Source organism: Pandoraea sp. (assembly GCF_004297875.1).
GTDB lineage: Bacteria > Pseudomonadota > Gammaproteobacteria > Burkholderiales > Burkholderiaceae > Pandoraea.
Map to the genome: position 1 here is coordinate 1 of NZ_SCSK01000005.1, position 18,237 is coordinate 18,237.

At 65.7% G+C, this 18,237-nt stretch carries 19 protein-coding genes; 10 read left to right on the forward strand and 9 right to left on the reverse strand.

Annotated elements, in window-relative coordinates:
- Positions 1-116 precede the first annotated feature (116 nt).
- From EPN80_RS01900 to EPN80_RS01910, 3 genes are all read right to left on the reverse strand, one after another.
- Complete coding sequence (locus tag EPN80_RS01900) at positions 117-839, reverse strand: YceH family protein (RefSeq protein WP_293023002.1); 723 nt, start codon at positions 837-839, stop codon at positions 117-119.
- A gap of 114 nt (positions 840-953) precedes the next feature.
- A complete protein-coding gene (locus tag EPN80_RS01905) occupies positions 954-1,982 on the reverse strand; it encodes a YeiH family protein (protein ID WP_293023004.1) in 1,029 nt (342 codons plus the stop codon).
- Positions 1,983-2,223: 241 nt separating this feature from the next.
- Entirely contained in the window at positions 2,224-2,673 is a 450-nt protein-coding gene (locus EPN80_RS01910; RefSeq protein WP_293023007.1) for a hypothetical protein, read from the reverse strand.
- Between the two features lie 47 nt (positions 2,674-2,720).
- Here EPN80_RS01910 and EPN80_RS01915 point away from each other — a divergent pair, with 47 nt between their 5' ends.
- Complete coding sequence (locus tag EPN80_RS01915; RefSeq protein WP_293023177.1) at positions 2,721-3,437, forward strand: cytochrome P450; 717 nt, start codon at positions 2,721-2,723, stop codon at positions 3,435-3,437.
- 45 nt (positions 3,438-3,482) lie between these two features.
- Here EPN80_RS01915 and EPN80_RS01920 read toward each other — a convergent pair whose 3' ends face one another.
- Positions 3,483-4,685 (reverse strand): NnrS family protein, encoded by a 1,203-nt coding sequence (locus tag EPN80_RS01920; protein ID WP_293023009.1) that lies wholly within the window; start codon positions 4,683-4,685, stop codon positions 3,483-3,485.
- A gap of 203 nt (positions 4,686-4,888) precedes the next feature.
- On the opposite strand from EPN80_RS01920, the gene EPN80_RS01925 reads away from it, so the two are divergent.
- Positions 4,889-5,461: an aspartate carbamoyltransferase gene (locus EPN80_RS01925; protein ID WP_293023011.1), complete on the forward strand. Its 573-nt coding sequence runs from the start codon at positions 4,889-4,891 to the stop codon at positions 5,459-5,461.
- Positions 5,462-5,501: 40 nt separating this feature from the next.
- A complete protein-coding gene (locus EPN80_RS01930) occupies positions 5,502-6,083 on the forward strand; it encodes a Crp/Fnr family transcriptional regulator (RefSeq protein ID WP_293023014.1) in 582 nt (193 codons plus the stop codon).
- A gap of 127 nt (positions 6,084-6,210) precedes the next feature.
- Here the strand turns inward: EPN80_RS01930 and EPN80_RS01935 are convergent, their stop codons facing one another.
- Complete coding sequence (locus tag EPN80_RS01935; RefSeq protein WP_293023017.1) at positions 6,211-7,443, reverse strand: MFS transporter; 1,233 nt, start codon at positions 7,441-7,443, stop codon at positions 6,211-6,213.
- 511 nt (positions 7,444-7,954) lie between these two features.
- On the opposite strand from EPN80_RS01935, the gene EPN80_RS01940 reads away from it, so the two are divergent.
- Positions 7,955-8,794, forward strand: a complete 840-nt coding sequence (locus tag EPN80_RS01940) for a transporter substrate-binding domain-containing protein (protein WP_293023020.1) — start codon at positions 7,955-7,957, stop codon at positions 8,792-8,794.
- Positions 8,795-8,806: 12 nt separating this feature from the next.
- Here EPN80_RS01940 and EPN80_RS01945 read toward each other — a convergent pair whose 3' ends face one another.
- Complete coding sequence (locus EPN80_RS01945; RefSeq protein ID WP_293023023.1) at positions 8,807-9,496, reverse strand: aspartate/glutamate racemase family protein; 690 nt, start codon at positions 9,494-9,496, stop codon at positions 8,807-8,809.
- A gap of 75 nt (positions 9,497-9,571) precedes the next feature.
- Here EPN80_RS01945 and EPN80_RS01950 point away from each other — a divergent pair, with 75 nt between their 5' ends.
- Both EPN80_RS01950 and EPN80_RS01955 read left to right on the forward strand, forming a co-directional pair.
- Positions 9,572-10,240, forward strand: a complete 669-nt coding sequence (locus EPN80_RS01950) for an amino acid ABC transporter permease (protein ID WP_293023026.1) — start codon at positions 9,572-9,574, stop codon at positions 10,238-10,240.
- A gap of 14 nt (positions 10,241-10,254) precedes the next feature.
- The gene (locus EPN80_RS01955; RefSeq protein WP_293023179.1) at positions 10,255-11,034 is read left to right on the forward strand and encodes an amino acid ABC transporter ATP-binding protein; all 780 of its coding nucleotides are present in this window, start codon (positions 10,255-10,257) and stop codon (positions 11,032-11,034) included.
- Between the two features lie 27 nt (positions 11,035-11,061).
- On the opposite strand, the gene EPN80_RS01960 is transcribed toward EPN80_RS01955, so the two are convergent.
- Both EPN80_RS01960 and EPN80_RS01965 read right to left on the reverse strand, forming a co-directional pair.
- The gene (locus EPN80_RS01960; protein WP_293023029.1) at positions 11,062-11,736 is read right to left on the reverse strand and encodes a PQQ-binding-like beta-propeller repeat protein; all 675 of its coding nucleotides are present in this window, start codon (positions 11,734-11,736) and stop codon (positions 11,062-11,064) included.
- Between the two features lie 47 nt (positions 11,737-11,783).
- Positions 11,784-13,004 carry a helix-turn-helix domain-containing protein gene (locus EPN80_RS01965; protein ID WP_293023031.1) on the reverse strand — a complete coding sequence of 407 codons (1,221 nt, stop codon included), beginning with the start codon at positions 13,002-13,004 and terminating at the stop codon, positions 11,784-11,786.
- 176 nt (positions 13,005-13,180) lie between these two features.
- On the opposite strand from EPN80_RS01965, the gene EPN80_RS01970 reads away from it, so the two are divergent.
- From EPN80_RS01970 to EPN80_RS01980, 3 genes are all read left to right on the forward strand, one after another.
- Entirely contained in the window at positions 13,181-13,975 is a 795-nt protein-coding gene (locus tag EPN80_RS01970) for a DUF899 domain-containing protein (RefSeq protein WP_293023034.1), read from the forward strand.
- 38 nt (positions 13,976-14,013) lie between these two features.
- The gene (locus EPN80_RS01975) at positions 14,014-14,850 is read left to right on the forward strand and encodes a DUF2182 domain-containing protein (protein ID WP_293023036.1); all 837 of its coding nucleotides are present in this window, start codon (positions 14,014-14,016) and stop codon (positions 14,848-14,850) included.
- Between the two features lie 215 nt (positions 14,851-15,065).
- The gene (locus tag EPN80_RS01980; protein ID WP_293023039.1) at positions 15,066-16,001 is read left to right on the forward strand and encodes a histone deacetylase family protein; all 936 of its coding nucleotides are present in this window, start codon (positions 15,066-15,068) and stop codon (positions 15,999-16,001) included.
- A gap of 88 nt (positions 16,002-16,089) precedes the next feature.
- Here EPN80_RS01980 and EPN80_RS01985 read toward each other — a convergent pair whose 3' ends face one another.
- A complete protein-coding gene (locus EPN80_RS01985; protein WP_293023041.1) occupies positions 16,090-16,590 on the reverse strand; it encodes a hypothetical protein in 501 nt (166 codons plus the stop codon).
- A 358-nt stretch (positions 16,591-16,948) separates the two neighbouring features.
- Here EPN80_RS01985 and EPN80_RS01990 point away from each other — a divergent pair, with 358 nt between their 5' ends.
- The gene (locus EPN80_RS01990; protein ID WP_293023044.1) at positions 16,949-18,223 is read left to right on the forward strand and encodes a molybdopterin-dependent oxidoreductase; all 1,275 of its coding nucleotides are present in this window, start codon (positions 16,949-16,951) and stop codon (positions 18,221-18,223) included.
- Positions 18,224-18,237 lie beyond the last annotated feature (14 nt).

Genomic DNA, 18,237 nt, shown 5'->3' on the forward strand with positions numbered 1-18,237 from the left:
GTTCCTGCATCTCATCCATTCCGCGCATCGCATCCGCTACCAAAAATCATGAACACGATATCCATAACGCCCGTCCCTCAAACCCCGTTTACACGGGACCCAAATTCAACAGCCTGCTAGGTATCGTCGCCGGGAGATAGCAACGCAATGCCGAGTTCGCCCGCCAGCCGGGCAACCTGCGCCTGCAGCCGGCTGACTTCGCCGGCCAGGCGCAATTGCTCGGCCTTGAGCGCCTCGAACTCGGCCGGCGAGACCAGGGATGCACCGCTCTCCCCGCCGCCGTAGGCTTGCGGCACTTCTTCAGCCATGCTGACAGGGCCGCACAACAAATGCATCCAGCGGCTCTCGCGCTCGCCGGGCGTGCGCGGCAACTTCACCGCATAGGGTGGCTCGTGCGCGGCCAATTCGTCCAGAAAGGCCTCGACCGAGGAAATATCGGCAAAGTTGTGCAGCCGGGCCGAATTCAGGCGCAGCTCGGCAGCAGTTTGCGGGCCGCGCAGCAACAGAACCGTCAGCAGCGCGGTGGCCTGGCTCGGGATACCGAGCACGCGGCCCAGATTGTGCTCGAAGCGCGGCACCCGGCTGCTGCTGCCCTCGAACACCAGGCTCAGGCGCTTCAGTCCATCGATGGCCGTCAGGATCTCGGCCTCGCTCACATTCATCACCGGCGAGCGCGCGGTCTTCTGGTTGCAGCCGGCGGCCAGCGCATTGAGCGAAAGCGGATAAGTGTCCGGCACGGTATGCTGCTTCTCGCTTAGCACCCCGAGCACGCGGCCCTCCAGGAGGGTCAGGCAACGAACGGCGGAGCGCGGGACGGCGGTATCGGATTCAGGCGTCATGGACAAATCGTGATCTCGCAAGAGCGGTAACAGAACCCCACCCCGGCACCTGGCCGGCCCGGAGCGGGCGCAGCCCCAATGATAGCCTCCGCCAGCGCCCTTGCCGACCGCGCCTTACAACTGCCCCATCGCCACCTGCACCGCCAGGCTGCTCAGCGAGACGGCTCCCCATACGCCCAGGCCCAGCAGGATCGGCCGCACGCCGGTGCCGGCCATGCGGCGCAAGTTCGACGACAGCCCAATGGCGGCAAGCGCGACGATGATGAGGAATTCGGCGGCTTGATGAATCCACGGCAGCCACCCGGCCGGTATCACGCCGGACGTGCGCAGCCCGGAGGCCACCAGAAACCACAGGATGAACCACGGGAAGATGCGTGCCAGGCGGAAGTCGCCCGCGCCGTGCTTCTTTTCACGGTAGGCAACCACCAGCGCCAGCACCAGGCAGATGGGGATGATCAGCGTGGCGCGGGTGAGTTTGACGATGGTGGCGAAATCGCCGGCCGCTTTGCTATAACTGTAGCCGGCCGCAACCACCGACGAGGTGTCGTTGATCGCCGTGCCGGCCCACATACCAAAACCTGTGTCGGACAAATGCAACCAATGTCCGAGCAGCGGGAACAACAGCACCGCGGCCACATTGAACAGGAAAATGGTGGAAATCGCGAAGGCCGTTTCATGGTCGTCGGGCTTGACGATCGGCGTGACCGCCGCGATTGCCGAGCCGCCACAAATGGCCGTGCCCACGCCGATCAGCAGTTTGAGCCGCCCGCTCACGCCGAGCAGACGCCCCAGGCTCCAGGCTGCCAGCGCGGCGGCAGTGACCGTCACGCTCGTCACAGCGAGCGAATCGAGCCCGGTGTGAGCGACTTGCGACAGGCTCAGACCCGCGCCCAGCGCGACGATCGACCATTGCAGCACATACTTCGCGGCAAAGCGAATACCGGCCTCGTAAGCCACGCCGGGCGCGAAGACATTACGGACGATGATGCCGATCAGGATGCCGAATACCGGGCCGCCGATCAGCGGCAAAGCACGCCCGGCCACCAGCGCGAGAAACGCAATCACGGTGACCAGCACCAGGCCGGCCCAGAAATTCTGGCGCCCTTCGGGCGCGAGCGACAACGTGGAAGATGATGAAGACATGGCAAACGATCCGATAAGTGATGCGCCAAGTCTAGGGGTATTCCATGAATAACAAAAATCGTTATATTAGATGAGATTTATTCGAATTTCCGATGTTTCAACAACGCATGCGCGTTGCCGCAGGGCGACAAGCCGCGCCACACGGCAAGGCCATCATGCGGCGCACCGCGCGGTCGACGTTCGCGTCAGTGTGTTTAGCCCGCTGCTTGACAACGGTCAAGCGAGACTGCCGGTCGATTCGCTATAAGTAAAAAGGCATGACAGCATGCGTATCGACAACGCGAGAAACGACATGGAAGATAAACCAGAAAATGATTGGGATCCCAGATCTGATGGCGTCCTGAAAAATCAGACGGCCGCCTATGACGAAATGCGCCGCCGCTGCCCGGTCGCCCGCAGCGACTATCTGCACTGGTCGCTGTTCCGGCATGCGGACGTCATGCGAGTGCTCGAGGATCCGCAAACATTCAGCAATGCGGCCTCCACCTACCTCTCCATTCCCAATGGCATGGATCCGCCGCAGCACACGCGTTACCGGCAGTTGCTCGACCCCTACTTCAGCACCCAACGCATGCAGGCCTTCGAGCCGGCTTGCCGGGACATTGCGCAGGAGTTGGCAGCGCAGCTGCCCCGCGACGGCGAGATCGAATTCATGAGCCGCTTCGCGCGCGAATTCGCGTTGCAGATCCAATGCGCATTTCTGGGCTGGCCGCCCGCCTGGCGCACGCCGCTGCTCGAATGGATTCGCAAAAACCGCGCAGCTACCTTGGGGGCCGACAAAGCAGAGATGGAGCGCGTCGCGCTCGAGTTCGATGGATACATCAAGGCGCTGCTGACACAACGTCGCGCGGCGGGCGCCGCGGCGCCGCGGCGCCGGACGATATCACCACCAGCCTGCTGCGCGCGCAGATCGATCAAAGGCCGCTGCAGGACGAGGAGATTGTCAGCATTGTGCGCAATTGGACTGTCGGAGAACTGGGCACGATTGCCGCATGCGTCGGCATTCTCGCGCATTATCTCGCGGAGCACCCGTCGCTGCAGCAAGACCTGCGCGCCGAGCCGGCGCTGTTGCCGGACACCATCGACGAAATCCTGCGGATCCACGCCCCGCTGATCACCAACCGCCGGGTAACGACCAGGCCGGTGGAAATCGGCGGCCGTCACATTCCGGCCGGCCAACGCATTACGATCATGTGGGCCTCGGCCAACCGCGACGAAGCTGTGTTCGGCACGCCGGATGAATGCCGTCCCGCGCAAAATGCCGCCCGTAACCTGCTGTATGGCGCCGGCATTCATGCCTGCCCCGGCGCGCCGCTGGCGCGGCTGGAATTGCGCGCGATAATGCAGGCGCTCCTGGCGCACACCCGCCGTATTTCCCTGGTGCCGGGCAACCCGCCGGTCGCCGAAGTCTATCCGGGCGCCGGCTTTGCCAGCCTGCCCCTGCGCATCGAATAAGCGCGGCGCGCGGCCGATGCCTTGCGCATCGTGCCGCGGCGCGTGTCAGCCCGCCTTGCCGTCGGCCCGCGGCGACGTGAGATAAGGCACGTATTTGATCAAATACAGCCCCCAGGCAACGCACCAGCATGCTGCCGCCGCGTCGATCCACATCAGGCTCGCACGGGCCACCAGCCATGGCCCGAAGACACGCAGCAGCGCGGCCGCGATCATCAGCCAGTACGCGGCGATTTCGGCGCGGCCGGCCACCAGCCGGTGACCGGTGTGGCCCAGCGCAGTGCGCGTCACCATGGCGACGATGGCGCAGCCAATGGCCCCCACCGCCAGCGCATGCAGGGCCAGCGAGTGGGCCGCCAGGCCCATCGCCGAGAGCGCCAGCATCGCAAAGCCGACCGCGATCCAGGCGTAGGCCACGTGCAGAATCCACAGGATCGGCCGCGCGCCGACACGCCACGAGCGCCACCCGACAATGCGCGCCGCATGCACCACCGCGGCGCCTGCGGCCAGGGCCGCGATCAGCGGCGCTGGCGCGCCCACGGTATCTGCCAGCACAGCCAAAATAATCACCGGCATCGCTAGCGCCTCGATCATTTTCCAACGCTTCACGACAAAGCCGGGAATCGCATTCTGCGTGAACATCGGCAACACCCGGCCGGCGATCACCGAGACGAACATCACGGCCAGGCCGACTGCGGCATACGCCGCGCGCAGCGCCAGGTCGGCGCGGCCCGACCACACCCACCAATGAAACAGCACGTTCAGCAAACCAAACAGCGCCAGCGCCACGGGCAGGAAGATATTGTGCCGATTGCGCGCATGAATCAGCACGCGCAGCAACACCAGCGCGACGATCGGCAAGAAAGCGCTATCGACGACTGCCGCCACCGGCTCGGGCCCCGTCCACACCAGCACGCGGCCCGCCGCCCACAGCAGCCAGAGTGCGGCCAATGGCGCGCCCCGCGGCGTTTCCATATCGGTCCAGGCGCGCACCGCGGTAAGCAAAAAACCCACCACGATGGCGGCCACGAAGCCAAACACCATCTCGTGAGCGTGCCAGATTATTCCCTGGATCTGCGGCGCATGTCCTGCCACGGCAATGCCATGCAGCGCCAGGACCCACATGCCGATGGCCACCAACGAAAAAAGGGTTCCGCCCAGATAAAACGGCCGAAAGCCCAGCCGCAACACCGGTATGCCCATCGCGCCCGGTGCAACCCGATCGGCCGTGGGTTCGCTGATCTTCATCATCTTGCACTCCCGACATTAATATGCACTTTAGATGCATATTAAACCATTGGTGAGCCGCCGAGTAGCGCCTCGCGCGTGGGAGATGATCTAGCGCATGGTCGCAACGCCGTACTGTTGACTGCATTTCCGGCCTATGATTGCAGTCATACCGAGCCGTCGCCCGCGCTGCTAGACTTCCGTCACATCAATCATCGGAGACACCCATGATCCGCCCTTGCACCGCATGGCTATGCGCGGCGATCGTCACCGGAGCCCTGGGCAGCCACGCCATCGCCGGCGAATCCAGCCGGCAAAAGGAGGTCGCCCAGCGTGGCGCCGAGGTCATGCCTTTCGCCCTTAGCGCAACCACCCATATCTTTACCAAAACTGCGCACGGCGGCATTCAGCAAGTCGTGACAAAACGGCCCGACCAGCGGCAAACAACGCTGATTCGCCAGCATCTGGCGCTGATCGCCAAGCAATTCGCCCAAGGCAACTTCTCCGCCCCCGCGCAGATTCACGGCATGGCCATGCCTGGGCTGGCGACCTTGCGCGCGGCCAAGCCCGGCGCACTGCAAGTGCATTACCGCGATGTGCCCAACGGCGGAGAAATCGTTTATCGCAGCGCGCAGCCGCGCCTGGTCCACGCGGTGCACCAATGGTTCGACGCCCAGTTGACCGACCACGGCCACGATGCGATGGCCGGTTCCACCATGGACATGTCAGGCATGCATGACATGGGTGGCATGGCCGCCCTGCATTCCCATGCGCCCGCCGCGCCCGCCAAACCCGACTAAGGCGCCACCGGGCGCCACGGGCGAGCTTGCGCCGGCAGGCTTGCCCTCGACCTGGCCCGCGGCACTGCAGGCGGCCGCATCGGCGCGCGGCTACCAGGCAGGCGCCTGCGTCTTTCGCCGGGCGCAGCCTGTACAGGCGGTCTACCAGGTTCGTGCCGGCCGCATCGCGTTGCGGCGCGACGAGGCCGATGGCACGTCCCTGACACTTCAGACCGCCAACCCAGGCGATTTCCTGGCCGAAGCCAGCCTTTTCGCAACTAGTTACCACTGCGACGCCGTTTGCCTGCAGGACACCCAGGTGCTGATGCTGCCCGCGTCCACCGTACTGGCCTGTCTGCAAAGCGACGCATCTTTCGCGCTGGACTGGGTGCGCCTGCTGTCCACGCAATTGATGCGCAGCCGCGCCCGCGAGGAACGGCTGATACTGCGCACACCCCGCCAGCGCGTGTTGCATTGCCTGCGGCTAGAGAGCGACGCGCAGCGCAGATTCACCGCTCCCGGCACACTGATGCAATGGGCGCACGGACTCGGCCTGGCCCACGAAACGCTTTACCGCACGCTCGCCCAGCTCGAGCAGGAAGGCCTGATAGCGCGTGACGGCACGACCATTCGGCTGGTGTGATCGAACCGCCAAACAAGGAATTCAGCGCACGGTGGATGGCCGGTCGGCAACGCAGGCGAGTATCCGATCGAATTGGATTTCGCCAATACCTGTGCGTCCCGCTGAGCTAACCGCGAACCTCCGGCGCTCACCGGTCCGTCGGCAGCGTCACGTGCCGCCAAGCCCGGCCGATGGCTAAGTGCGCGCCGACTGCCAAAAGGCCGTTGACAAGGAGTGCTTCGCGCACGCCCAGCCAACCCACCGAGATCCCCGTGAGAAGCCCGCCGAGCGATACGCCCCCGCGCATGGCGAGCATATACAGGCTCACCGTCTGGCCACGAACGCGTGTCGGGGCGGCAGCCTGCAGCAGCGTATTGGCCGACGCGTTGCTCGCGGTCATCGCCATGCCGGCCAGCACGAACAGCGGCGCCAAGGCCCACGGCATGCGATTGAGCGCAGCCAGCACGACGACGACGCCATAGGCCACTGCCAGCCACGAACTGATCGGCCGTCGGTCGCGCTTTGGGTCGACTGCCAGCAGCGCCAGGGCGCCAAGCAGTCCACCCGCGCCAAAAGCACCGACGGCCAAACTGAAATGCGCAATGCTGCCCTGAAACACATCCTTGACCAGCACTGGGCAAAACGTGACCAACGGCGCACAGAGCAAATTGGTGGCAAACACCGTCAACAGGGCACCGCGCAAGGCGGGCGCGCGCAGTGTCTCGCGCGCGCCGGCAAACAGCAGTCCGCGCTCGGCCGGGCGGTAGTCCGGCGACGCACTGCCCCCTCGCGGCAAAATCCACAGCGCCACAAGAATGAACGGCACGTATGACGCGGTATTGACCGCATAAGCGCCGAGCGCGCCGACACCGGCCATCAGGATGCCAGCAATGGCCGGCCCGAGCATGCGGGAAAGATTGAACTGCGTCGAATTCAATGCGATGCCGGTGGGGATCTGTTCGTGCGTGACGATCGACGGCACGATCGACTGGAATGACGGCATCGACAACGCATCCGTCACGCCGATCACCAGCGACAGCGTGATCACCATCCATGGCCGCACGACGCCCAGGAGCAGCAGCACGACCACCAGCAGTGGACAAAGCATTTGGAACGACTGGAACGACATAATGATTCGGCGGCGATCGTAGCGGTCGGCCAGCACGCCGCCGACCAGCGTGAGCAGCCAGGCCGGCGCGCCCATCGCAAACGCGTCGAGCCCGAGCAAGAATGGCGACGCTCCCAGGCTCAGCAGTAGCCAGGGCTGTGCTACCTGCTGCGCCCAGGTGCCGATGTTCGACAGCAGGCTGGCGAACCAGAATGTGCCGAAACGCCGGGTACCCAGCAAGCGCATCGATTTGCGAAACGAGGTGTCTGGCATGGGGCGGTGGCCGACTCGCCGTGGGGGCCTGAATGTCGGGATTATCGCATCGAGGTGCCACGTGCCGGCATTGGATTGCTCGCGCGAGCGTGCCATCGTCAGACGTGCCGGCCCGCACCATGATCCGCCCCCCCCCCCGGGAAAGCGCGCCAGTCGGGCTATGGAGACGCCGCCATCGCGCCGGGCAGCCCTGTGGTACCCGTCGTCGGCATAGAGGCATCAGGCCTGGCACACCATTAACCCAGCGGGTAGTGCCGGCCGACCCGGTTTTTTGCTGGCGGGGTTCTCTGCGCTCGGTGCGGGCCGCCTGGCCGGTGCCCGTGGCCTTCCAGGCAGCCATGCGCCCCCCACCAGGGCGATGGGCATCAGGTTGCCAGCACCCGGTTGTCCGCCCTGTTTTTCCTGCTCTGTTAAAGGCATGTGACAGCTATAATCTGCCGAGCCGGGACAGGCTGCGCGGCGCGGTGCCGGTGCGCAATATCACTTGTTCAATTACTTTCGGGAGTCTGAAATGCCATCACGCAGGCGCTTTGTAGCGGGCTTGGGCGCGGCCGGACTGGGGGCCATGCTGCCCTTGGCAACGTCGCACGCACAGGGGTCCGAGTCGGCCATGGCGCGCATCAAGCGCACCAAGACGTTGAGAACCGGAGTGGTCGCCGGGGCCCCGCCGTACTTCCAGAAGTCGGTGGCCACCGGGCAATGGCAAGGCTTCGGCCCCGATCTGGCAGCGCAACTGGCGCAATCGATGGGCGTGAAATTGCAACTGGTGGAGACCACCTGGGGCAATGCCGTGCTCGATCTGCAATCGAACAAGATCGACTGCATGTTCGGCATGGCCCCGACCGAGCAGCGCAAGAAGATGGTCGGATTTTCCACGCCGATCTTCCAGAACACTTTCACGATCGTCGCGCGCAAGGGCTTCGACCCGAAAACCTGGGCCGAAGTCGACAACCCCAAGGTCAAGCTGGCCGTGGACGTCGGTTCCAACCAGGACGCATTCGCCACGCAGAACCTGAGCAAGGCGAGCATCCAGCGCTTCGACACCTCGGGCGACGCCACCCTGGCGCTGCAAACCGGACGGGTCGATGCGCAGGTGCTGGTGGCCCTGCTCGGCGTGACGGTGCTGGCCAAGTCGCCTGGCCTCGGCCATCTGGTGATCCCGACGCCGGTGCAGGGCTCGCCGGTGTGCGTCGGCGTGCAGAAGGAAGCCGACACGGCCTTCCTGAGCTATCTCGACGCCTGGCTGGCGAAAATGCATCAGAGCGGCGCCACCAAGAAAATCATCCTGGAAAACATGCAGAAGCTGGTCGGTATCGATCCCAGCAACTTCCCGAAAGAAGTGCAGTTGTAACGCCGCACATCCTCATACAGCGCCGCCGGCCTCCCCGGCCGGCCGGCGCATCAACAGATCCGCCAGATCCAGCAAGTCGAACACCGGTACGCCGCAGGCGCGGCGAATCGCCTCAAGATACGGACGCATATTGGTGCACTCGAGCACCAGCGCACCGAGATCGGCATGCGCGCCCTTCAAGGCTTGCGCCGCCGCCACTACTTCGTCGCCGATGCGCGCGAAGTCGCCCTCGGGCTGGTTGCCGACGATCACCCGGGCAAATTCTCCATCGCCCCGTACGCCACCCACCGGCGTGTCGGCCGGCGCGCCCGCGGCAGCCAGATGCGCCGCCGAGAGCGCCCCTGCCGAAGCGGTCAGCACACCAATTTTCCTTTCGGTTGGGAAAAGCGCCTTGAGCAGCGGAATCAGCAACAGCGACGATGTCGCCACCGGAATCGACACAGCCGAGGCAAGGCGCTGCTGATGCAGCACCATGAAGCCGCAGCTGGTGACGAGCGCCGCACAGCCCTGGAGCTCGAGTTCGCGGGCGCCCTCGCAGAATGCGCCCACCAGGCCGGCGGCCCGGTCGTGAATGACTCGCGCGGGCGACGCATTTGGGATACGCTTTAGCACCGTCGGGTATGCGAACGTCGCGGGGTTGCCGAGATCGCCCACAGGTCGGGGAAAACGAGTATCGAGCAACAGAATTCCGAGCGGCCGCATCTTGATCCAGGGGTGGCGTTTTGCCGCAGATATTAACAGGGCGCGCATCGCAGCGCCCGGGCAACAGGAGTCGATGTGTATCACTGGGATTTCGGGGCGCTCTGGCCATACCGGCATTTGTTGCTCAACGGTTTGCTTTATACCTTGATGTTTACCGTAGCGTGCGTGGCGCTCGGCTTGATCGTCGGCCTCGCGGCGGGCCTGGCCCGCTTGTCGAAAAGCGTGCTGATCTCGGGCCCGGCGCGTGCCTACGTTGAACTGTTTCGCTGCACGCCCGTGCTGGTGCAGCTCATTTGGTTCTACTACGCGCTGCCCGTGCTCAGCGGCATCCAGATCTCGCCGGCCACGGCCTCGGTGCTGGCGCTGGCGCTCTACGGCGGCGCCTTCTATGCCGAAATCTTCCGCGCCGGGGTCGTGTCGATCGATCTGGGCCAGACCGAGGCCGGCCAGGCGATCGGTATGACCAAGCCGCAGATCATGCGCCGCATTGTGCTGCCGCAAGCCTTCAAGCGCATGATCCCGCCGCTCATGAGCCAGTCGATCATGCAGCTCAAGAACACCTCGCTGCTCTCGGTGCTGGCCATTCCCGACCTGCTCTACCAGGGACAAAGCGCCGCGCACGAGCTGTACCGCCCACTGGAGTGCTACACGATCGTCGCGATCGGCTATTTCATCGTGCTGTTTCCGGCCACCATTTTCTCCAAGCGGCTCGAAACCCGGCTCGCGCAACAGGACAGGAGCTGAGCATGGCCGACGACATGATCGAAATCGACAACCTCAGCAAGCGCTTCGGCCAGAACGTGGTGCTGCGCGACATTTCGCTGCGCGTGGCAAAAGGCGGCGTGGTGGCCATCATCGGCCCCTCCGGCTCCGGCAAGTCGACGCTGCTGCGCTGCATTAATCTGCTCACCCAGCCCGACGGCGGGCGTATCCGCGTCGGCGACCACGCCATCACCTTCGACGGCACCGCCTCGCACATTCCGAGCGACCGCAAGCTGGCGGCATTCCGCGCCAACACCGGGATGGTGTTCCAGCATTTCAACCTGTTCCCGCACATGAGCGTGGTGCGCAACGTGATGGAAGGCATGGTCACGGTACGCAAGATGGCCAAGGACATCGCCCACGAAAAAGCCATGACGCTGCTTACCCGCGTGGGGCTGGCCGAGCGCGCCGATGCCTACCCCGACAAGCTCTCCGGCGGACAAAAGCAGCGCGTGGCGATCGCTCGCGCATTGGCAATGCAGCCGCAGGTCATGCTGTTCGACGAGGCGACCTCGGCGCTCGACCCGGAACTGGTCGGCGAAGTGCTCAACGTCATCCGGCAACTGGCCGACGAAGGCATGACCATGCTGCTGGTCACGCATGAAATCGCCTTCGCGCGGGAAGTGGCCGACAGCGTGATCTTCATGCGCGACGGCGTGGTGGTCGAAGCCGGCCCGCCGGCTCAGGTGATCGACGCGCCGCAACAGGCCGCTACGCGGCAGTTCCTGGCGCGCTTCAATGCGGCGATGCCAGGCGCCGGCGCGGGCACCGCGTGAATCCAACCGGCGGGTCGAAGGCGCGGCTTACTTGCCGGTAGGGCCGGCCGCTGTCTGGCCCGCGTACCGGGGGCGGCGCACGACGCGCACTTTTTTGCTGCTGCCGCCGCCGCAGAAGAAACGCTCGCCGCCGTCGGATTCGAGCCCTGCGACAATGGTGCCGGGCGGCATCTCCAGCGACTCGAGCACCTCTCCGGTATGCGGATCGATACGCCGCAGCTCGCTCTGCTCGTCCTCCCAGGTGCCATGCCAGAGTTCGGCGTCGACCCAGGTCACTCCAGTGACGAAACGGTTGGTCTCGATCGTGCGCAGAATTGCCCCGGTTTCCGGATCGACCTGATGGATCTTGCGCGCCCGGTACTGCCCCACCCACAGCGTACCTTCGGCCCAGGCCAGCCCCGCCGCGCCGCCCTCGGGCGTGGGAATCCACCCGAGCACCTCGCCCGTGTCGGGGTCGATCTTGTGGATGCGGCTCTCGGCTACCTGGAACAAATGCCGGCCGTCGAACGCCGTGCCGGCGTGCGCTGCCGCATCGATCGAGCGCAGTATCCTGCCGCTGGCCGGGTCCACCGCCTTGAGCGAATCGCCGGCCGCGAACCACACGTGCCGGCCGTCGTAACTCACCCCATGCACGGCGTCGATATCCGCAAAGGGCCCCATTTCGTCGATGATTTCGGCGGCCGATCGATTCGTCTTTGTCATGTTGTTCGCTCCGGTTTTCGCGTTGTGTTGTGATTCACGCTTCGATTCTAGTCACCCGGCAGCGCAGCCGGGAGTAACAAGGTCGTCGCGAATCCCGGCAATGGCGGCATCATCCAGCGGCGCGCCCGCCCCTGGCCACACGGCTGCACCTTGCCGGCGGCGGCCAGCGCATCGAGCGCGCGCTGCACGGTGCGCTGGCTCGCACCCAGCGCCAGCGCCAGGGCCGAGCTCGACCATGCCTCGCCGTCGGACAAAAACGCCAGCATGGCCGCATGCGCATCGTCGACCGGCCGCGCCAGCACCACCGCCTCGCGCCCGTCGTGCGGCATCAGCGCGAAGCCGCGTGCGGTCGCGCCAATGCCCGCCAATGGACGCAACGCCACGCGCAGGCGTCCGATTTCGACGCGCAATCGCGCGCGGTACGAGTCGTCCGCATGCTTGCCGCGAAATGCGCGGGCGATCAGCGCATCGCGCGGCACATCGGTCGGCCATGCCTCGGCCAGCACGCGGGCCAGCGTGAACAACACCGGTCGCCGTGCCAGCGACACCACCGTGCCGGCGCTGCGCACCGCGTAGCGGCACGCGTCGATCACCAGCGCATGCGAATGCAGCAATGCCTCGACTTCGTCGAGCAGCAACGATGTGCTCCGGCCGTGCGCGATCAGGCGCGCGGCCGGTGCGTCCATCACCTGACAGGCGCCGTCGACCTCGGCCATCAGCGCCGGAATGCCAGCCTCGCGAGCGGCCCGTGCCGCCTCGTCCAGCGCCGCCCGGGCCGCTTGCGTTTGCAGACGCCGCATCGCCAGGCCGGCGACGATCAATTCATGCGCGGCGCGCAACGCGGCCGGCAGCGGTGCGGGCACCAGTGCGGCCAGCCGCTGCTCCGCCTCGCCGAGCCGGCCAATCAGCACCAGACGCCGCACTTCGAGATAGCCGGCGTGGGCCGCATTGACGAAATCGCCGTGCGCTTCGAGCGTCGCCCGGGCGGCCTCGAGCGTCCTGGTCGGCCAGGCCAGGTCGCGCGAGACCAGCGCAATCTCCGCCTCGGCGACCACGCAGCGCGCGCGAGCTACTGCCTCCCGGTGGCCGAACGCGCGCGCCGCCTGGCGCAGCAGGGCCTTGGCGCGCGCCCAATCGCCGAGCTGGGCCATCGCGATGCCGCGCAGCGCCAGCGCCGGCGCGTCGTCGCGCAAGGCCACACGATTGAGCGCGCCGAGCGGATCACCCGCAGCCAGCGCGCGGGCCGCCGCCGTAATTATCGAGTCCATCGAAATCCCGCCACACTTGTCACTCCCGTCGTCGGATACCCGCGGCTAATCTAGGACCTGTTCACGCCAAAAGCAAGCTGGCAATTGGCGCAAACAGGCCCTCGGCCACAACATCCCCGCCGCGGTTCAGCTTGCACGCGATGCATGCCGGCGCGGCAAACCCAACGGAGGCAAGCATGACGACGAATCACCCCACCGCCACGCGCGAGGCATGGCTGTCCGCCCGGCTCGAACTGCTCGAGGCGGAAAAAGACTTCACCCGGCGCAGCGACGAACTGGCGCGGCGCCGTCAGGCGCTGCCCTGGGTCAAGGTCGACAAGACCTACCGGTTCGACACCGAACACGGCAGCGCCACGCTGGCCGACCTGTTCGAGGGCCGCTCGCAACTGCTGGTCTATCACTTCATGTTCGGCCCCGACTATCAGGCCGGCTGCCCGTCGTGCTCGGCAATTGCCGACGGCTTCAACGGCTTTGTCAGCCATCTCGCCCAGCATGACGTCACGCTCGCGGCAGTGTCGCGCGCGCCGCTGGAGAAACTGCTGGCCTACCGGGAGCGCATGGGCTGGCATTTTCCGTGGGCCTCGGCACACAACGGCGAATTCAACTTCGACTTCAACGTCTCATTCACCGAGGCACAGCAGCGCGAGGGACTGATCGAATACAACTATCGCCGCGGCGGTCACGCGATGGACGAATCGGCACCGCCGCAAATCGTCGCCGATATGGCTGCCACCTGCGGCACCGACGCGGCCACCTATGTGCGCGACCGGCCCGGCATGAGTTCCTTCGTGCGCGAGAGCGGCGTGATCTATCACACCTACTCCACCTACGCGCGAGGCCTTGACGGCCTGTGGGGCATGTACCAGTGGCTCGACCGGGCTCCCCTCGGTCGCAACGAGACCGGCGTCTGGTGGCGTCGCCACGACGAGTACGCGCTACGGCCCACTCCGGCGCGCGCCGGCCAACGCTGAGCCGGGTCGCTCTCACCGCGACAATTTGGAGAACTGACATGGCGCAACGCCCCATTGCCGAGCAGGTATCGCAGCGTTCGTCCGAACGTTCCGCCGGGCGTGCCTTCCTTGGCGTCTCGGCGCTGCTGTTCGCCGCCAGCGCGGCGCTCATCGTCATGTGGTCGAGCGCCGCGCCAGGCATGCGCGGCATGGCGATGTCCGGCGGCGCATCAATGCTGTGGATGCCCATGCCCGGCCAGACATGGCTCGGCATGGCCACGTCATTCACCGCCATGTGGAGCGTGATGATGGTTGCGATGATGTTGCCCTCGCTCGCGCCGATGCTGTGGCGCTACCGCCTGAGCCTGGACGCCACCGGTACCAGGCATCCTGGCGGGCTGAGCGCCTTGGCGGGCCTCGCATACTTCTTCTTGTGGGCTGCGCTCGGCGTGATCGCCTTCGCGTTGGGCGCCCTCTTCACGACGGCGCAAATGCGCGTGCCGGCGCTCGCGCAACTGGCGCCAGCGGCGACCGGTCTGGTGATGCTGGCGGCCGGCGCACTCCAATTCAGCGCGTGGAAATCGCGCCACCTCGCCTGTTGCAGGCCAGCGGCGCGTGAGGCGTACGGGGCTTGCGGCGGCGCGCCGGCACCGGGCGTGCGCGCCGCCTTGCGCCACGGGCTGCGCCTGGGCCGGCATTGCGTCCTTTGCTGCGCGGGCCTCACCGCCAGTCTGCTGGCGGTCGGCGTGATGGACGTGCGCGCGATGACGCTCGTTGGCATCGGCATCACCGCCGAACGGCTCTTGCCGGGCGGCGCGCGCGTCGCGCGTGTCGTTGGCCTCGTCGCGATCGGCGCGGGAGTGTTTTTCATTGCGCGGGCCGCCGGCCTGGGCTGAGTGGTTTGCGGCGCGCCCGCGCCTGGTCGGGCGCGGCACCCATAAGCAAATCCCTATGATGTCTCAAACAATGTCTAACTGGTTTGAATAGCTGGGCCGCCGTATGCTGACGCCTGCAGTCGGACCGCCCGGGCGCGGCGCCAGAACGTGCCGCGCGCCCCGGCGGCCCACGATAATCCAGGAGACCACGCGGCTTGCGCCGCGCATCGCAGCACATGACACCTACCCTTGTGATTTCCCACCCAGCATGCCTCGATCATCGCCCCGGCCCCGGCCATCCGGAGTCACCCGAGCGGCTCAGGGCGGTGCTGGCCGCCCTGCGCTCGCCCCAGTTTGCCGCGCTTGCCTGGCGCGATGCGCCACTGGGCACGCTCGAGCAGGTCCACCTGATTCACGACCCGGCGTTTGTCGACGAGGTGGCCGGCATCGCCCCGCGCCAGGGCTTTATACCGCTCGACGGCGGCGACACCGTGATGTCGCCCGGCTCCTGGGAAGCGGTCATGCGCTGCGTCGGCGCGGCCTGCGCGGGTGTCGACGCGGTGCTTGGCGGCCAGGCGCGCAACGTGTTCTGCGCCACGCGTCCATGCGGGCACCACGCGGAACCGGCCCGGGCGATGGGGTTCTGCATTTTCAATCAGGCGGCAATCGCCGCGGCCTACGCGCACGAGATGCACCAACTCGCGCGCGTGGCGGTGGTCGACTTCGACGTGCATCACGGCAACGGCACGCAGGCGGCGTTCTACAACCGCCCCGAATTATTCTACGCATCGAGCCACCAGTCGCCGCTTTACCCCGGCACTGGATTTGCGGCCGAGACCGGCGTGAGTCACAACATCGTCAACGTGCCGCTGCCGCGCGGCTGCGGCTCCGGGACATTCCGCGAGCGCATCCAGGCCGAGATGCTGCCGGCGCTGCGCGAGTTCGAACCGGAGCTGCTCATTATCTCGGCCGGCTTCGACGCGCACCGGCTCGACCCGCTCGCCGGCCTGAATCTCGAAGACGCGGATTTTGCGTGGATTACCCGCGAGCTGATGCAAATTGCCGAGGCGGCATGCCGCGGACGCATCGTGTCGATCCTGGAAGGCGGCTACAGCCTGGAGGGGCTCGCCACCGGAACGATGGCGCACGTGCGGGAGTTGATGTGGGAATAGCGTGAACTCAGGCACGCCCGCCGGCCACCACGTCAGGCGGCGGGCGTTCACTTTCGGCCGCTGAAGGGTCGAACCGGGCCGGCCGAAGTCAGACCTTCTTCAACGTGGTTGCGTGCGGCAACGGTGTTGCGGGCCTGTCATGCGACGGCCCGACCACCGTCACCACGTCCGGCATGCCGTTGAACACCCACCCGGGCGAGAACACCACCGAAAGCGGCCCCGGCAGCGTGAAAGGCTGAATCAACGCCGCCTGTTCGAGCTGCTGCATCTGAGCCTGCATCATCCCGAACTGAGCCTGCATTGCCTGCATCTGCTGCAATGCCCATGCCGGCGGCGCACCGCCGGTGCTGGTCTGCACCACGAAGCTGGCGTCGCCGTTCGGGCTCTGCCAGTGCCACGTGCTCACGCGCGCCGGGCCGGCCGCCGTCTGCACGATATGCGTGCTGCCCTGCGCGGGCACGAGATGGCCATCGAAGCGCACCATCAAAGGCTGCGCCGTGGTCGGCTGCGGGGTGGCTGGCTGCGCTGCCGATGCGAGAACCGGCGCCAGGGCGAAGGCACCGGCGAAAATTGCAGTGCGTAAGTGCATTTTCATACCTCCGTGAGAATGGACGAGACTCCCGATGGGGCCGCATCCAGTCTGGATGAAAAAGCTTAAAACTGGCTTAAATTTACGCCGCAAGGCAAACGGCTTAGGACGAATGGATGAGGTTGGCGGACCGGCTCGCGCCGACGCCCCTGCGGCATCAAACCGCCGAGCATCGCCATCCTGGCCAAACCAAGCGTTGACGACGCACAATCGCATGACCGGAAGGGAATTCCCTCATAACAATCCGGCCCACCGCACATAGAATTCAATCCATTGAGAAGCAGCCAGGGCTTGTCGCCTGGCGCGAGTCATCCCCGTCGGTCCGTTCGAAGCATCGCAACCAGAGGAGGATCCCGGCATGGCTGAACTCATGACCCGCAGACGATTGCTCGCGCTTCTCGGCAGCGGAGCTGCCCTCGCGGCAAAACCCTCGCTTGCCGTCGTTTCGACGCAAGCCGAAGCGCCGCTGCAGCCATTTACCGGCCCCGGGCCCAATCCCTACTGGAACGGCGTCGGGCCCTACGTCACGTATCCTCAGAAATTACCGCTGCAACGGCTCACCGATCGTCCGATTCAGCTCGAGACGCCGCGCCAGTATTTCACCGAAGCGTTCACCCCGAATGCCGCGTTTTTCGTCCGTTACCACCTTTCGGTGATTCCCAACGAGATCGATCTGGCCGCCTGGCGGCTCAAGCTCGAGGGCAACTTCTCCAAACCGATGGAGCTGTCGCTGCCGCAGTTGCTGCATGACTTCAAGCCGGTCTCCATCGCGGCGGTCAATCAGTGCTCGGGTAATTCGCGCAGCCGCTTCCAGCCGCGCGTGGCGGGTGGCCAGTGGGGCAACGGCGCGATGGGTAATGCGATGTGGACCGGCGTTCGCCTGCAGGACATCCTCGAGCGCGCCGGCATCGGCCGCGGCACCGTGCAGATCCAGTTCGAGGGTCTCGATCACGGCGTCGGACCAGTCGACAAGGGATCGGGAAGATTCATGAAATCGTTTGACGCCACCGACGCCATACTCGGCAAGGCCATCGTGGCATTCCTGATGAATGGCGAGCCGCTGCCGATGCTCAACGGCTTTCCGGTGCGGCTGGTCGTGCCCGGGAAATTCGCCACGTACTGGACCAAGCACCTCACCTTCATTCGCGCCCTGACGCAAACCGACAATAACTTCTGGATGAATCCCGCCTACCGGATTCCGGCTACGCCCGGCGGCAACGTCACGCCAGAAGCCATGGCCACGGGGAAAATAAAAACCGTTCCGATCGGCACGGTCGACATGCCCGTGCGCTCCTTCATCATCGAGCCCGATGGCAGCGCCCCGCTGATACGCAACATGCCGGCGCAAATCCGCGGCATTGCCTTCAGCGGACGCGGGCGCATCACCAAAGTCGAAGTGTCCACCGACGACGGCAAGACATGGCAGCATGCGACGCTGGGGCAAGACCACGGTGTTTATGCGTTTCGCACCTACACGTATCTATGGACGCCGAAATCGGCCGGCGCCTTCACCCTCGCGGTGCGCGCGACCGATCAAACCGGCAGCGTCCAAACCGACCAGGCGGTGTGGAACCCCGGCGGCTATCTGTGGAATCGAATCGAGCGCCAGGAAGTCACGGTCCTATCGGCATAAGCGGGAGACAGTCA

Excerpts from the sequence above, each read along its gene's own strand:
- EPN80_RS01900 (WP_293023002.1), bottom strand. The coding sequence starts at position 839 with ATGACGCCTGAATCCGATACCGCCGTCCCGCGCTCCGCCGTTCGTTGC.
- EPN80_RS01905 (WP_293023004.1), bottom strand. The coding sequence starts at position 1,982 with ATGTCTTCATCATCTTCCACGTTGTCGCTCGCGCCCGAAGGGCGCCAG.
- EPN80_RS01915 (WP_293023177.1), top strand. The coding sequence starts at position 2,721 with ATGGATTCGCAAAAACCGCGCAGCTACCTTGGGGGCCGACAAAGCAGA.
- EPN80_RS01920 (WP_293023009.1), bottom strand. The coding sequence starts at position 4,685 with ATGATGAAGATCAGCGAACCCACGGCCGATCGGGTTGCACCGGGCGCG.
- EPN80_RS01925 (WP_293023011.1), top strand. The coding sequence starts at position 4,889 with ATGATCCGCCCTTGCACCGCATGGCTATGCGCGGCGATCGTCACCGGA.
- EPN80_RS01935 (WP_293023017.1), bottom strand. The coding sequence starts at position 7,443 with ATGCCAGACACCTCGTTTCGCAAATCGATGCGCTTGCTGGGTACCCGG.
- EPN80_RS01940 (WP_293023020.1), top strand. The coding sequence starts at position 7,955 with ATGCCATCACGCAGGCGCTTTGTAGCGGGCTTGGGCGCGGCCGGACTG.
- EPN80_RS01945 (WP_293023023.1), bottom strand. The coding sequence starts at position 9,496 with ATGCGGCCGCTCGGAATTCTGTTGCTCGATACTCGTTTTCCCCGACCT.
- EPN80_RS01955 (WP_293023179.1), top strand. The coding sequence starts at position 10,255 with ATGATCGAAATCGACAACCTCAGCAAGCGCTTCGGCCAGAACGTGGTG.
- EPN80_RS01960 (WP_293023029.1), bottom strand. The coding sequence starts at position 11,736 with ATGACAAAGACGAATCGATCGGCCGCCGAAATCATCGACGAAATGGGG.
- EPN80_RS01965 (WP_293023031.1), bottom strand. The coding sequence starts at position 13,004 with ATGGACTCGATAATTACGGCGGCGGCCCGCGCGCTGGCTGCGGGTGAT.
- EPN80_RS01970 (WP_293023034.1), top strand. The coding sequence starts at position 13,181 with ATGACGACGAATCACCCCACCGCCACGCGCGAGGCATGGCTGTCCGCC.
- EPN80_RS01975 (WP_293023036.1), top strand. The coding sequence starts at position 14,014 with ATGGCGCAACGCCCCATTGCCGAGCAGGTATCGCAGCGTTCGTCCGAA.
- EPN80_RS01980 (WP_293023039.1), top strand. The coding sequence starts at position 15,066 with ATGACACCTACCCTTGTGATTTCCCACCCAGCATGCCTCGATCATCGC.
- EPN80_RS01985 (WP_293023041.1), bottom strand. The coding sequence starts at position 16,590 with ATGCACTTACGCACTGCAATTTTCGCCGGTGCCTTCGCCCTGGCGCCG.
- EPN80_RS01990 (WP_293023044.1), top strand. The coding sequence starts at position 16,949 with ATGGCTGAACTCATGACCCGCAGACGATTGCTCGCGCTTCTCGGCAGC.